The following is a 14,341-nucleotide window of genomic DNA, read 5'->3' on the forward strand; positions in this document are numbered from 1 at the left end:
ACTCAGGCGCGCGGATCGCGGTCCTGATTATCTTTCGATGCATCCGCATCTCGCGGTTTGCGGCGATCGTTTTCCGGCGGCAACCCGCCGCGCATCAGCGGGCCAAAGCCCTGCACCACGCGCCACACCAGAAATGCCGCCGCCGGCACCATCAACGCCACGCCGAGGAAAATCATGCCGACCGCCGCCTGCTGCGATGCCAGCCAGCCAGGCAGCTGCAGGTGGCCGTGAATGCTGAGGTAGGCCAGCACCAACATCACGATACCCAGCCCTTCCAACACCAGCACCGGGCGCGGTAAGTCACCGAATGAACGCATATTTTTCTTCTCCAGAAGGTCTGCCCCCAGTGTAGTGAATTCCCGCCGACGGCGACAGCCCCGGCTGACTAATTGGTTACATGAATCAGATTAACAGGTAATTCCTGCTTTTTTTTCATGGCCTCAACGGGCATAGTAGGCGCCATCTGACGCAGGTAATGACTTTTTCGGTGACGGGATGTCGTTGCAATAGCGAACCATTTATTGAAAATCCAATTAAGGAGCGTTGCATGTTTGCAGTAATCTTCGGGCGTCCTGGCTGTCCTTATTGTGTCCGCGCTAAAGAACTGGCGGAAAAACTGACTGAAGAACGCGACGATTTCAACTTCCGTTACGTTGACATCCACGCGGAAGGCATCACCAAGGCCGATCTGGAAAAAACCGTCGGTAAACCGGTTGAAACCGTGCCGCAGATCTTCCTGGATGAGAAGCACATCGGCGGTTGCACCGATTTCGAAGCTTACGCCAAAGAACACCTGAACCTGTTCCAGTAAGTTTTTGAACGACAAAAAAGGCGCTTAACGCGCCTTTTTTTATTGCCGCTGCCGCCGGTGCAGCTGCTGCAGTGTCTGCAACAGGCCGAGGGCGAACAGCATCAGCATCGCGCCGAACACGCACCAGAACACCGCGCTGGTGGCATAAGCCAACTCCTGCCAGAATGAATAGGACGGCGTCAGCCAGAAGTGGCGGATCAGCAGACACAGCGGCAGCGCATACAGCGCGCCAAGCAACGGGCAAAGCAGCCGCTTGCGGCTCGACAGATAGCTGGCGATCGCACCGGGGACAACGAACAGCAGCAGGCCGGTTTCCCCGTGGTGCTCATGATCCGTGCTGCCGAACAGGCCGATTTGCTGGCCGAGAAACACCAGGCTGAACAACAGAAAACAGCTGAGAATGCCCAGCCAATATCGATAACTCGTCATGCGAATTCTCCCCCGCCCAATTACCGCATCAATAGAAATCGGTCCGGCCACCCGTGAGGTGACGCTGAACCGAATTTTTTCCTTGGTCAAAAGAGAGTTAAATGCGCACGGCGGCGCAGGAAATCAGCTTTCTGTGCTGGCTGTCATCGGTCATAGCGTCTAGAATGAACGCCGCCGAACGATGGTTCGCTTCGCTTTCTGCTGGTGGTGATTTATGACGTCGTTTTAAGGCTGAATTTATCTCTTATAGTTATCTATATCAAGCACTTACTGGTAAACAATAAGTTATCCTCCGTGAACATAAACGTCGCTAGTTTGTTAAACGGTAACTACATTCTGTTACTGTTCGTGGTACTCGCACTGGGGCTGTGCCTCGGTAAACTCCGTCTGGGCTCCGTCCAACTCGGTAATTCCATTGGCGTTTTGGTGGTTTCCCTGCTGCTCGGCCAGCAACACTTCGCCATTAACACCGAGGCGCTGAATCTCGGCTTCATGCTGTTTATTTTCTGCGTCGGCGTAGAAGCCGGGCCCAACTTTTTCTCGATTTTCTTCCGCGACGGCAAAAACTACCTGATGCTGGCGTTGGTGATGGTCGGCTCGGCGATGGTGCTCGCCGTCGGTCTCGGCAAGCTGTTCCACTGGGACATCGGCCTGACCGCCGGCATGCTGGCCGGCTCGATGACCTCCACGCCGGTGCTGGTGGGCGCCGGCGACACGCTACGCAACACCATCGTCAACGGCCCGGCGCTGCTGGCGGCGCAGGATCATCTGAGCCTCGGCTACGCCCTCACCTACCTGATCGGTCTGGTCAGCCTGATCTTCGGCGCGCGCTACCTGCCGAAGCTGCAACACCAGGACCTGTCCACCTCTGCCCAGCAGATCGCCCGCGAACGCGGCCTGGACACCGACAGCCAGCGCAAGGTCTACCTGCCGGTGATCCGCGCCTACCGCGTCGGCCCCGAGCTGGTGGCCTGGGCCGACGGCAAGAACCTGCGTGAACTGGGCATCTACCGCCAGACCGGCTGTTACATCGAACGCATCCGCCGCAACGGCATTTTGGCCAACCCGGACGGTGACGCGGTGCTGCAGGTGGGCGACGAGATCTCGCTGGTCGGCTACCCGGACGCCCACGCGCGGCTGGACCCGAGCTTCCGCAACGGCAAGGAAGTGTTCGATCGCGATCTGCTCGACATGCGCATCGTCACCGAAGAGATCGTGGTGAAGAACAGCAACGCGGTGAACAAACGCCTGAGCCAGCTAAAGCTGACCGACCACGGCTGCTTCCTCAACCGCGTGATCCGCAGCCAGATCGAAATGCCGATCGACGACAGCATCGTGCTCAACAAAGGCGACGTGTTGCAGGTGAGCGGCGACGCGCGCCGGGTGAAGAGCGTGGCGGAGAAAATTGGCTTTATCTCGATTCACAGCCAGGTGACCGATCTGCTGGCGTTCTGCGCCTTCTTCATCATCGGCCTTTTGATCGGCCAGATCACCATACAGTTCAGCAACTTCTCGTTCGGCATCGGCAACGCCGCCGGCCTGCTGATGTCCGGCATCATGCTCGGCTTCCTGCGCGCCAACCACCCGACCTTCGGCTACATTCCGCAGGGCGCGCTGAACATGGTGAAAGAATTCGGCCTGATGGTGTTTATGGCGGGCGTAGGCCTGAGCGCCGGCGCCGGCATCGGCCACAGCCTGGGTGCGGTCGGCGGCCAGATGCTGATCGCCGGGCTGATCGTCAGCCTGGTGCCGGTGATTATCTGCTTCCTGTTCGGCGCCTATGTGCTGCGCATGAACCGCGCCCTGCTGTTCGGCGCCATCATGGGCGCCCGCACCTGCGCGCCGGCGATGGAGATCATCAGCGATACCGCGCGCAGCAACATCCCGGCGCTGGGTTACGCCGGCACCTACGCCATCGCTAACGTGCTGTTAACGCTGGCGGGTTCACTCATCGTGGTGCTATGGCCGGGCATACTCGGCTGATCGATTAGCGGGAGAGATGGATCGGCGATAAAAATATTTTGATTTTTTTGTCGCCGGCCAGAACTTTCGTTGGGGGCCGCAGTCTGAATTAGTGCCACTGCTTTTCTTTGATGTCCCCATTTTGTGGAGCCCGATAATCCCGCCTTTTAGGTTCAAGATTATCGGGTTTTTTGTTGCCTGAAACGGCCCGAAACACCCGTTGTCGCTGCCTCGTCGTCAGGCATAAAGCATCCTACCTCTGAGTGTCGCTTACGCCAGCGTCCCATCAATGTGCAGGTTTCAACATAGAAACGCTGCTTGTGGGTTTGCCACTGTTCAAAGAGATGGCGTCACAAACGGTACTTAACAACAGCACTCTCGTCGCTGTCGGCTGGGTGCTCTTTGGTGGCTCATCCCGTCATCTTCCTGTATGTCATCACGTCATGGTACTGCACCGGAAGAAGACCTGCATTGTCCCCCATGAGAGCCGAGGCGAACTAATTCACCTGTTTTATTTTTTCTTTAATTTTAATTAGCTTTTTTATATACGCATTGCTCTTATCCCCTTTATCTATCTCCGCAGAAATCAAAGAAAGGAAGTTGTCATTAAAATCATCTTTGGCTAAGGGGTTAGCGCCATGAGCCAAAAGAACCTCAATGTGCTCAGGGCAACTGTTATACAGCGCATTAATTAGTGGAGTTCTGTTCATAGCCCCTTTGATATTAACATCAGCTTTGTATGCAATTAATATCTTTAATGTTTCGGTGTTCGCCGCATCAAAACTTTCAAATATAATGGGTTGATTATGAACCTTATCTCTGGCATTTGGAGAGAGCCCGCCCTCTAACATAGCTTGTATCCATACGCCTTTATTCGCCTTCATAACAAATTCAGCGGGGCTACTCCCCCCCTCAGCTCTTGGCTGCAGTGGGTCTGCTCCCGCCTTGACCAGATCCGTAATGATCTTGAGCCGCTCTGGCGTGTTCTTGTCAAAGATAGCGTTATTTATCGCCCAGAATAATAACGTCATCTCCGCCTTGGCCGGCCGATTTAACGTTTCTTTGCTTACCGTCGGTAAAACCTTATCCAGCTTTTGCCTGTCACCCTCGTAGATGACGTTGGCGATGTCCAGCTGCTTCCCTTCAAAGTAATCCTGTGGTTGTAGATCCCTACCTTGTTCGCATCCCTGCATCATGAGCATCGACAGCAATATGATAATGATAAGAGCGCTGTGCCTCATGCCATCTCCATTTTTAACATAACCACGGCCTAACTTTGCTTTATTACCGTATCAGTATCCCTCTACCCCCTTGGGATACTGAGAACGGCTTATTTACTGACAGGGAGAGGTGGCCATTTCCCACCACGCTTAATTAGCTCGTCTCTGATGCGCTCAAGAGACTCTTTCGCCTCACTGCCGTCCTGACTCCTATTAATCAGCCGTTGAAGTTGATTGCCCATCGTCCAACCCGAGTTGCCTCTTATATCGCTATCGGCGCCTTTTTCTAATAGAAGAATGACATGGTCATAGGAGTGATAGTCTAAAGCATCGATGAGCAGCGTATCACCCAGTGAATTTCTTATATTTATATCAGCACCATGCTCCAACATGACCTCTAATGTTTCTGTGTTTTTTGCAAAGATGCTATTAAATATAATGGGTTGATTATGAACCTTATCCCTAGCATTTGGAGAAAGTCCGCCCTCTAACATAGCCTGTATCCAGATGCCTTTATCCGCTTTCATAACAAATTCAGCTGGGCTACCTGGCGTATTGGGTTGAGGCTGTAAAGGATCTGCGCCGGCTTTTACCAAATCAGTGATAATTTTCAGCCTTTCAGGTGTGGCTTTATCATAGATGGCATTGTTTATTGCCCAGAACAATAAGGTCATTTCTTCCTTAGCTGGACGATTTAAGATCTCTTTGTTTACTGATGATAACTGTTTATCCAACTGCGGCCTATCACCATCATAAATGGCTTTGGCAATGTCCAATTGCTGACCGTCAAAATAATCCTGCGGTTGTAAATCCATACCTTTTTCGCACCCTTGCATGATGAGCGTAGACACTACCATCGTGATAATGAGAATAAGTTTTTTCATATTCTTCCCTTGATTGTGGCAATGTCATCGTCTTTTTCATTTTCAATGCATTGTATCGCCTGGTCTATACCGTGCTTATCCAGCAGTGAGCCTGTTCCACCGGAAAGCGTGTGTTTTACTCCCACGGCGTCAGGCGCCAACAGGGACAACCGTTCTTTCGCCATCACCGCCGGCGGATAAAATTTGAGGTCTTTGGCATCCTCCCACAAATCAACCTCCTGCAGCTTGGTCAACAGTTCCCCTTTTACGCGATACGCCTGAATATTATCGACACTGCCTATTATAGAGCCGCCGTATTTTTCTACGGTTCCTGCATGCAATCCAGCGGCATTAAACGTCCAAGCTGGCTTGCCGCTGGCCATGGAGGCAGCAGACGCCATGCCACCGCCTAATGAGTGACCTGCAACGTCGATATTGGATACCTTTGAAATTTTATCGCCAATACCAACCGCTTTTTTGTAGTATTCAGAATTAAGCCCTATTCCCTGAGCACCGTTGTTTTTCCAGTCACTGAGATTTTTAATGCCTGATAAGTCACCCCTTATTAAGGCTTTTTGGGTTGCGCGGCTTATTCCCTCCGGGAATTCTGGTGCCCGCGATCCGCGGAATACCACCGTCGGGTTCATCGCCTTGCCAAAGACACTTTCGTCTGGCTGATAAACTCGGGCTAAAAAGTCAGGATTCATTGGTTTGTCATAAAGCATGTTACTGCTCAAACCAAGCCGGCCCAGCGCCCCATCATTGTTACTGATATCCTTCCAGCCTTCAGGGATGTCTATCGTGTCCTTGAGCGGGTTAGTGGTCTTATAGACATTCTCAGCCAACTTCGCCTTTTCGACCGCAACGTTGTTCTCCGCCAGGCGCTGTGCAGCTATGCGCGCATCCGGGTAAATGCTGCGGTTGCCTCGCCCTATCAGGTACTGGCGTTCTTGCCAGCGTTCTGCCTTGGTCAGCGGACGGATGGCCTGCACCGTGGCGGCAACGGTTGCTACTGCGGTCGCGATGGCTTGCTGCAGAGGGGGATTCCGGGACGTATTCTGCCTCGCCGGCAGCACCGTCGGTTTTGCCCGGTGGCCATAGCGGCTGACCATTTCTTCATAGCGGGCGATCACGCGCCCGATAGGATAAAAGGCGGGAAGAGAGCTGCCTGGGTAGCGCTGTAATCGGCCTTCCGCGTCGACGTAAAAAGCATATTTCGTCGGCGTCCAGGTGCCCATTCCCTGATCAATCGCCAGCAAGCCGCCCCGGTTGATCTCATCGAGCACGCTGCGCTTCACAGCCACGTCCTCACGATAACCGGTGACGCCAATCCCGGATTGAGTATTGCGGGTAATCGGATACCGGCTGCTTATCGATATGCCGGCTGCGCCGCCGAACAGATAATGCCGTTCCAGCTCATACCGCGCTGCTGTAGGGTTAAGTATCCTGGAAAAGCTTTCCGGCGCCGTGTGTTCAGAGGAGAAATGAATCAGTTTCATACGGCGCCAGCCCACTCGTAAGGTTCCGTGGTCGGCACAGACGCGCCATCACAGTGCAGCTCGCCAGATGGGCGACTTTTTCTGGTTTCGTAGAGCGTTAGCGAACGATAACGCATTGGATATCCTTATCTTCTGTGTCACGCCTAAATAGGGTATGGGCAAAATTATCACAATTCAGTAAAGATTTCTTTGCTCTATTTCTATACGCGCGCATCCTCTCCCATCCATGCAGCGGCGTGCTTCCTGTGCCCATGTGAAGAGCGTATTTCATTGCCATGTTGCGGCTAAAAGCCACGTCCGAAAGCAATCAGTCGAGTGTCAAAGATGCGGGAATGATAAGGAGACAGGAAGGAGAAAGGCTCCGCCAACCGGGAATGGCCAGCGGAGCGGCGTCAGGCGGCGGTTATTTCTGCTCAGCCTGACTTACGGTATCTTCGGCTTTCCAGATGCGGTATTTCACTTCCGCGTCTTTCGGCGCATACACCACGATCGGCAGGCGGCTGTTGTAACGCTGCATCGCGGCGTCGCCCAGGTTGGCGGCGATGAATTTCTTGGTCTTGGTGTTGTCCGGGCAGGCCATCATGGTCGAGGCCGGTTCAGACAGCTTCTCCAGCACCAGGTAGTCGTAACCCCAGCCGGACAGGGTTTTGGTCTCCAACGTGCCACCAATCATATGGCGGTTGCAGTCCACTTCCAGCGTCTTGCCGATCAGCAGCTCTACCTTGTAGTTCTCTTCGTGCTCTTGCTTCGGCAGGTAGATCACCTGGCGATTCATACCCTTCTCGGCTTTCGGGTAAGGCGCGACTTTTTCCAGCGGCTGTTTGCTCATGTCTGCGTCATCGCCAGAGGTCGCCGCCATAGCGCCAGCGGAAACGGCCATCAGCAGGCCGGAAAATACAACGGATGCCTTGTTCATGTTTTATCCCTACACTTTGTCAAATAATCCGTCTATAAACTAATACACTACCGCTAAGCTCGCCACAGGTTTAATCTTCTTTACAATAAGCAATCAATAGTGACAATCGCCTAATATAAACCGTTAACTGGAGCAATTAGCCAGCGCACCCTCGGGTTAAGACGAGAAAAACCAGTGATTACCTTCGTACAAGCAAGTGTATCAGATAGGGTTTTCTTACCGGCGGACTAAGGTTTTCTTAAGACAGAATTATTACAGTAACGTCATTCAATCCTGTCACTGAGCCTGCGCGTGAATCCAGAATCGTCATTAAATCAATCCTCAACGACACCGCAAATTAAGACAACCGCCCTTTACTCCCTGTCGGCATCCTTTTACCGTTGGCAAGTTTTTGGCCTGCTGATCAGCGGTTTGGTGTTTCTATGGCTCTCCCGTAACGAACAGCTGGACTGGGCGATCAGCAATTATTGGTACGATGCCGCCAGCGGGCATTTCCCGTGGCAAAACAATTATTGGCTGGATCTGATCAATCACCGCCTGTTGAAGCAGATAGTGATCGTAGGGGCGGTGCTGACACTGTTTTGGGGCCTCTATCGCCGCAGCGCGCGCCTGATCGTAACCATGCTGCTGATTGGTATCGGCCCGCTGGTGGTGGGCATTCTCAAAGCCACCAGCGCGCACTCCTGTCCGTGGGATCTGATTGAGTACGGCGGCAAGGCGATGTCCTTCCCGCTGTTCGGCACGGTACCGGCGCTGCCGGGCCCCGGTCGCTGTTTCCCCGGCGGGCACGCCTCGAGCGGTTTCGCGGTGATGGCGTTGTTTTTCCTGTTTTATCCGCAGCGCCCGCGCCTGGCCTGGTGGTGCTGGTGCGGCGGCATTGCGCTCGGCATGGTGATGGGCTTTGGTCAGATCATGCGTGGCGCACATTTTCTTACCCATAACCTGTGGGCGGGTTGGTGGGTTTGGTTAAGCCAGTTGGCTATTTATTGGATGATTAGCGGCTATTGGCGCCGCAAGATGAGGTAACGGTTATGGAGCAGCTAAACCATGTTCTTTTCGCCTGGATCAATGCGACCCCGGCGTCTCCCGAATGGATGATCGATTTCGCCACCTTTTTGGCGCGCGATCTTATCATTATCGTGCCGCTGCTGATCGTCGGCCTGTGGCTGTGGGGGCCGCAAAGCCAGCTGGTTTCACAGCGCGAAGTGGTGGCGAAAACCACGATCGCGCTGTTGTTCGCCATGCTTGCCGCCTCCGCTATCGGCGCGCTGCTGCCGCATGAGCGTCCGTTCGTCGCCGGCGTCGGCTATACCTTCCTGGCGCACGCGCCGGACAGCTCGTTCCCCAGCGATCACGGCACCGCCATCTTTACCTTTGCGCTGGCATTCCTGTTCTGGCACCGGGTCTGGTCCGGCGCGCTGCTGATGATTGTCGCCGCCGGCATCGCCTGGTCACGCGTGTACCTCGGCGTGCACTGGCCGCTGGATATGGTCGGCGGTTTCCTGCTCGGCCTGGTCGGCTGCCTGTTCGCGCAGCTGGTATGGAATCTGTTCGGTGATGTCCTCGCCGACAAGCTGTCGCGCCTGTATCGCTTCCTGTTTGCCTTCGCCATTCGCCGTGGCTGGGTGAAAGAGTAACCGCACAACATGACAGGGGCGTTACCGCCCCTGCTTTCACACCACGCCAGTAGTCACACAGAACGTCCGCGTTTTCCCCGCTCCCAGCATCACTCCTTCCTCCCCTTCTGGCGCATTCGGGCGGCAGTTCGCCGGCTGGATAAAAGCCAGAAGCCGCCTGTTGCCCTGAACGGCGATGCGCCGGAAACCATAGTTGAATTGTTCGGTGGCAAAACGCGTCACATAACGCCGGCCCTGCGGCGCCAGCATAAAGAATTCGGCCTGATCCACGTAGCGCGTCAGATCGTCGGAGCACAACAGTTCCTGCCCGATCGTATCCCCTAACAAAGCCGGCGTCGGCAGGTTCTGGCGGAATACCGCATCAGGAATGCAGTCATAGTTGAGGCTGCAAACATAGCGCAGCGGCTGCGGCCGCTCGGCCTGATTGGTGACCTTCATCTCTATGGCGAACTGCGCGCTCTGGGCCGCCAGACGCAGCGCCGGGCCGATGCGCCAACGCCCGCCCGCCCGCTCCCCCTCGCCGTGCAACGTCAGCTCATCGCCCGCCAGCTGGATCCACACGCGTTGCATCTGCAGCGGCTCACCGTCCTGATGCGGCCAGGCGGGATAGAACGCAGCGTCGTCAGCGCGCTTTCTGCCGGCGCCCCGCACGCTGCGGCGGCCCGACTTCAGCGAGTAACCGTCAAACTCAGCGTCCCAGATCGCGAGGCCCTGATACGGTAAAACCGTCAGCGCGCCACGGCAGTTCGCCAGCGTTAACATCGGCCCACGTTCTGCGCAGCGATGCGCGCTCACCGCAAAATCCGCATTGCGGAACAGTTCCTGCCGATGCGCCCCGAAAGCTTCAGGAGCCAGATCGATGTTGATCTTCATCTTTTTTCCCTCGACGTTTCGCCCGCGCAGGCCGCGAGCCACAAAATGTTATTTAAATAACAAATGAAACGCCTTTAAGCTATACCTATAACAGCATTATAGCGACGATCGGATCGACATTTTTTAAACAGCACTAGGTTTATCGGCATCGGAATGTTATTATTTTCACATTCCTCACTCCGTTTACTGTCTTAACCTCACTAAGGAACCGCGATGACCACCGAAAACATCGATTACGCCAGCTATATCGACCACACCCTGCTGGCCATGGACGCCACCGAAATGCAGATCGCCAAACTGTGCGAAGAAGCACAGCAGCACAACTTCTATGCGGTATGCGTCAACTCCGGCTACGTGCCACTGGCGGCCCAGCTGCTGCAAGAAAGCACCGTGAAAGTCTGCTCGGTGATCGGTTTCCCGCTGGGTGCCGGCCTGACCGTCGCCAAGGCCTTTGAAGCCAAAGCGGCGATCGCCGCCGGGGCGCAAGAGATCGATATGGTGATCAACGTCGGCTGGTTGAAAAGCGGCCTGCTGGACGAAGTGAAAGCCGATATCGCCGCCGTGCGCGAGGTTTGCGCGGCGATCCCGTTGAAGGTAATATTGGAAACCTGCCTGCTCAGCGATGCGCAGATCGTCCAGGTTTGTGAAATGTGTCGCGAACTCGATGTCGCCTTCGTGAAAACCTCCACCGGCTTCAGCACCGGCGGCGCTCGGGAAGAGCACGTCAAACTGATGCGTGAGACTGTGGGCAGCGAAATGGGCGTGAAAGCTTCCGGCGCCGTGCGCGATCGCGCCACCGCCGAGAAGATGATTAAAGCCGGCGCCACGCGCATCGGCACCAGCTCCGGCGTCGCCATCGTATCCGGCGCCCAGCCGGCGGCGGGCAGCTACTGATCGTCGGCTTGCCCTGACGGGCATGGCCATACACTCCGATGCGGGACAATACGGGCGGCTGATGCGGCCCGATATTGCCCCGCATTGTTGTGTTTAGCGCCGGAAATGCCGGCACGCCCCTTTACCTCTACTACCTGTGGGAAGACGGATCTATGGAAACGCGGCGCGAAGAACGTATCAACCGGTTAGTTCAGGCGTTAAAACGCGCTGACAAGATCCACCTGAAAGAAGCCGCCGCGCTGCTGGGGGTCTCGGAGATGACCATTCGCCGCGATCTGAGCGCCGAACCGGCGGCCGTGGTGTTGCTCGGCGGCTACGTGGTGACCGATCCGCGCAGCAACGGCGTGACCAACTACTTCGTTTCCGATCAAAAAGCCAAACAGGTCACGGAGAAACGGCGCATCGGCCTGCTGGCAGCGCCGCTGATCAATGAAAACGACACGGTGTTTTTTGACTGTGGCACCACCACCCCGGCGATCATCGACGCCATCGCCGACGAACTGACCTTCACCGCCGTGTGCCATTCGCTGAACACCTTCCTGGCGCTGCAGGACAAACCGAACTGCAAAGTGGTCCTGTGCGGCGGTGAGTTCAAGCCGAACAACTACATCTTTTCCAGCGTCAGCGGCCGTAACGAGCTCGATCATATCTGCCCGAATATCGCCTTTATCTCCGCCGCCGGCCTCAGTCTGCAGCACGGCGCCACCTGCTTCAACTTCGACGAACTGGAGATGAAGCATCGCGCGATGGCGATGGCGCAGCAAAAGATCCTGGTGGCAGACCACAGCAAATTCGGCAAAACCAAACCGGCCTGCATCGGCCCCCTGACACAATTCGATCGGGTGATCACCGACCGCCAACCGGCCGCCGACTTCCTGGCATTCTTCAACGACAACGCCATCGCTATCCGCTATTAATCCGCCTTCAGCGCCGTCATAACCGACGGCGCACCGTTTCGATATCCCTCTTTCCTTACCCAAAAATGAACAAATAATGCGCAATCAATTCGCGTTTTTCGCTTATCCGCACGCAACATCAGGTTAATAAAATGCAACAGCTCACCCGCGTGATTATTTTTTCGCAGGCTAAACACGCGGTCGGCTGGGTGAATTAACGGCTATTTATGGCTTTTATATGATAAATCGTACCAAAGGCCAGGAAGTTTAAATAAACGGCGGTTTACGCGATTGCAGCAAATCTCACCAATACCTGTTAGCTATCTGTTATTTATATGATGAATGGTTACGCATTTTTATCCGCTAACCACGTAAGTAATTTCCCTTCGTTACTAGCGGTGAATTTTAAATAAAAATCATTAAAAACAAAAAGATAAATTCAATTTACCTTAAAAACATAATGTGATCCACATCACTAAAACTGCTTAATCCGGGTTTTTCGCTAGATCCAAAACCACGCATAAAATATATTGCTCGGCTTGCTGCTGAGCACAGCGCTTTATCCGGCTAATTATTGTACAAGCCGCATAATCGCAGAAAATTTTATGAGAGCGTTCTCAGCACAAAATCTTACACAAATGTGCAACAAATGCGCGAAAAATCGATAAAAGAGCAGATAACTGCACATATTACGCATTTGAGAGCAGGATCACGGTTGTTTCTACTGTAAATCGTTATCTTGCCGCCAACAAAAATCGACAGGCAATGACCTGTCGGCAGCGGTAACGACTTTTATCACCCGTGACGGTGGAAAGTCTTTAGTGAATTACCCGGCGCTGTGCCTTGGTAATGAACACAATAAACAACCAGGGGGACGCCAAAACATCCCCGCAAGCAACACCTGATTCTTACCGCAAGCGTTGCCTGAATAGGACGTTTGACGGTTTAACCTTAAGTTTTGCCTTTTAATTTTAAATTCGTGTTCACTTCGGAGATATTTATGGACACTACACAGACCGGCACAATTGCCTCTGCGGCCTCGGGCTCCAGCAGTACCTGGCGTAAAACGGATACCATGTGGATGTTGGGCCTGTACGGCACCGCCATCGGCGCAGGCGTCCTGTTCTTGCCCATCAACGCCGGCATCGGCGGTTTGATTCCTCTGATCATCATGGCCATCATCGCTTTCCCGATGACCTTCTTTGCCCACCGCGGCCTGTGCCGTTTCGTGCTGTCCGGCAAAAATCCCGGTGAAGACATCACCGCTGTAGTGGAAGAGCATTTCGGCATCACCGCCGGTAAACTGATTACCCTGCTGTACTTCTTCGCCATCTACCCGATTCTGTTGGTTTACAGCGTGGCGATCACCAACACCGTCGACAGCTTCATTACCCACCAGTTGGGCATGACGTCGCCGCCGCGCGCCATTCTGTCGCTGATCCTGATCGTCGGCCTAATGACCATCGTGCGTTTCGGTGAGCAGGCCATCGTGAAAACCATGAGCATTCTGGTCTTCCCGTTCGTGGCGGTGCTGATGCTGCTGGCGGTATACCTGATCCCTAACTGGACCGGCGCCATCTTCGAAAACGTGTCGCTGTCCGGCAGCGGTACCGGCATGGGCCACGGCCTGATCATGACCCTGTGGCTGGCAATCCCGGTAATGGTGTTCTCCTTTAACCACTCGCCGATCATCTCCGCTTTCGCCGTCGCCAAACGCGAAGAGTACGGCGCAGACGCCGAGAAGAAATGCTCCCGCATTCTGGCTTATGCACACATCATGATGGTGCTGACCGTGATGTTCTTCGTGTTCAGCTGCGTGCTGAGCCTGACGCCGGAAAACCTGGCGGAAGCCAAGGCGCAGAACATCTCGATTCTGTCTTACCTGGCTAACCACTTTAACAACCCGATGATCGAGTACATCGCGCCGGTTATCGCCTTCGTCGCCATTACCAAATCGTTCCTGGGCCACTACCTCGGCGCTCGTGAAGGTTTCAACGGTCTGGTTGCCAAATCGATGAAGAGCCGTGGCAAAACCGTCAGCACCGCCAAGTTGAACCGCATGACCGCTATCTTCATGCTGGTGACCACCTGGATCGTCGCCACCCTGAACCCAAGCATCCTGGGCATGATCGAAACCCTGGGTGGCCCAATCATCGCCATGCTGCTGTTCCTGATGCCGATGTACGCCATTCGTAAAGTGCCTGCCATGCGCAAGTACAGCGGCCACATCAGCAACGTGTTCGTGGTTGTGATGGGTCTGATCGCCATCTCTGCTATCGTGTTCAGCCTGCTCGGCTAATCACGCCCGGCCGGCGCCGCTTGCGCGCCGGCCCTCCCGCAC

Annotated in this window: 14 protein-coding genes; 7 read left to right on the plus strand and 7 right to left on the minus strand. The window is 54.6% G+C overall.

All coding sequences use genetic code 11. The annotated features are described in order from the left end of the window. Nucleotides 1–2 precede the first annotated feature (2 nt). Nucleotides 3–317, minus strand: a complete 315-nt coding sequence (locus ACJ8HA_RS09495; protein WP_025302233.1) for a YbjC family protein — start codon at nucleotides 315–317, stop codon at nucleotides 3–5. Between the two features lie 230 nt (nucleotides 318–547). Here ACJ8HA_RS09495 and ACJ8HA_RS09500 point away from each other — a divergent pair, with 230 nt between their 5' ends. Next, nucleotides 548–811: a GrxA family glutaredoxin gene (locus ACJ8HA_RS09500; protein WP_004938676.1), complete on the plus strand. Its 264-nt coding sequence runs from the start codon at nucleotides 548–550 to the stop codon at nucleotides 809–811. Between the two features lie 39 nt (nucleotides 812–850). On the opposite strand, the gene ACJ8HA_RS09505 is transcribed toward ACJ8HA_RS09500, so the two are convergent. Continuing rightward, a complete protein-coding gene (locus tag ACJ8HA_RS09505; protein ID WP_442515307.1) occupies nucleotides 851–1,240 on the minus strand; it encodes an inner membrane protein YbjM in 390 nt (129 codons plus the stop codon). A 294-nt stretch (nucleotides 1,241–1,534) separates the two neighbouring features. Here ACJ8HA_RS09505 and ACJ8HA_RS09510 point away from each other — a divergent pair, with 294 nt between their 5' ends. Beyond that, entirely contained in the window at nucleotides 1,535–3,223 is a 1,689-nt protein-coding gene (locus ACJ8HA_RS09510; RefSeq protein WP_049205954.1) for an aspartate:alanine antiporter, read from the plus strand. 476 nt (nucleotides 3,224–3,699) lie between these two features. Here ACJ8HA_RS09510 and ACJ8HA_RS09515 read toward each other — a convergent pair whose 3' ends face one another. The 4 genes from ACJ8HA_RS09515 to eco all read right to left on the minus strand — a co-directional run bounded on the left by ACJ8HA_RS09515 (nucleotide 3,700) and on the right by eco (nucleotide 7,700). Beyond that, a complete protein-coding gene (locus ACJ8HA_RS09515) occupies nucleotides 3,700–4,443 on the minus strand; it encodes an ankyrin repeat domain-containing protein (protein ID WP_442515308.1) in 744 nt (247 codons plus the stop codon). An 89-nt stretch (nucleotides 4,444–4,532) separates the two neighbouring features. After that, nucleotides 4,533–5,306, minus strand: a complete 774-nt coding sequence (locus ACJ8HA_RS09520; protein ID WP_281041569.1) for an ankyrin repeat domain-containing protein — start codon at nucleotides 5,304–5,306, stop codon at nucleotides 4,533–4,535. Further along, nucleotides 5,303–6,784: a phospholipase gene (locus tag ACJ8HA_RS09525; RefSeq protein WP_089195709.1), complete on the minus strand. Its 1,482-nt coding sequence runs from the start codon at nucleotides 6,782–6,784 to the stop codon at nucleotides 5,303–5,305. Before ACJ8HA_RS09525 ends, ACJ8HA_RS09520 begins: the two co-directional genes overlap by 4 nt. Nucleotides 6,785–7,187: 403 nt before the next feature. Further along, nucleotides 7,188–7,700, minus strand: coding sequence for a serine protease inhibitor ecotin (eco, locus tag ACJ8HA_RS09530; protein WP_033642514.1), 513 nt, complete (start codon nucleotides 7,698–7,700; stop codon nucleotides 7,188–7,190). A gap of 291 nt (nucleotides 7,701–7,991) precedes the next feature. Here eco and ACJ8HA_RS09535 point away from each other — a divergent pair, with 291 nt between their 5' ends. Further along, nucleotides 7,992–8,726, plus strand: coding sequence for a phosphatase PAP2 family protein (locus ACJ8HA_RS09535; RefSeq protein ID WP_049205939.1), 735 nt, complete (start codon nucleotides 7,992–7,994; stop codon nucleotides 8,724–8,726). A gap of 5 nt (nucleotides 8,727–8,731) precedes the next feature. Continuing rightward, nucleotides 8,732–9,337, plus strand: coding sequence for an undecaprenyl-diphosphate phosphatase (gene ybjG / locus ACJ8HA_RS09540; RefSeq protein WP_025302225.1), 606 nt, complete (start codon nucleotides 8,732–8,734; stop codon nucleotides 9,335–9,337). A 36-nt stretch (nucleotides 9,338–9,373) separates the two neighbouring features. Here ybjG and ACJ8HA_RS09545 read toward each other — a convergent pair whose 3' ends face one another. Then, nucleotides 9,374–10,210 carry a hypothetical protein gene (locus ACJ8HA_RS09545; protein ID WP_049295313.1) on the minus strand — a complete coding sequence of 279 codons (837 nt, stop codon included), beginning with the start codon at nucleotides 10,208–10,210 and terminating at the stop codon, nucleotides 9,374–9,376. 213 nt (nucleotides 10,211–10,423) lie between these two features. Here ACJ8HA_RS09545 and deoC point away from each other — a divergent pair, with 213 nt between their 5' ends. The 3 genes from deoC to ACJ8HA_RS09560 all read left to right on the plus strand — a co-directional run bounded on the left by deoC (nucleotide 10,424) and on the right by ACJ8HA_RS09560 (nucleotide 14,299). Continuing rightward, nucleotides 10,424–11,104, plus strand: coding sequence for a deoxyribose-phosphate aldolase (gene deoC / locus ACJ8HA_RS09550; RefSeq protein ID WP_089195707.1), 681 nt, complete (start codon nucleotides 10,424–10,426; stop codon nucleotides 11,102–11,104). Nucleotides 11,105–11,256: 152 nt separating this feature from the next. Continuing rightward, complete coding sequence (gene deoR / locus ACJ8HA_RS09555; protein WP_025302222.1) at nucleotides 11,257–12,021, plus strand: DNA-binding transcriptional repressor DeoR; 765 nt, start codon at nucleotides 11,257–11,259, stop codon at nucleotides 12,019–12,021. A 979-nt stretch (nucleotides 12,022–13,000) separates the two neighbouring features. After that, a complete protein-coding gene (locus ACJ8HA_RS09560) occupies nucleotides 13,001–14,299 on the plus strand; it encodes an HAAAP family serine/threonine permease (protein WP_004938697.1) in 1,299 nt (432 codons plus the stop codon). Nucleotides 14,300–14,341: the final 42 nt, after the last annotated feature.

This window comes from Serratia sp. CY33802, from assembly GCF_052169095.1.
Classification (GTDB): Bacteria; Pseudomonadota; Gammaproteobacteria; order Enterobacterales; family Enterobacteriaceae; genus Serratia; species Serratia bockelmannii.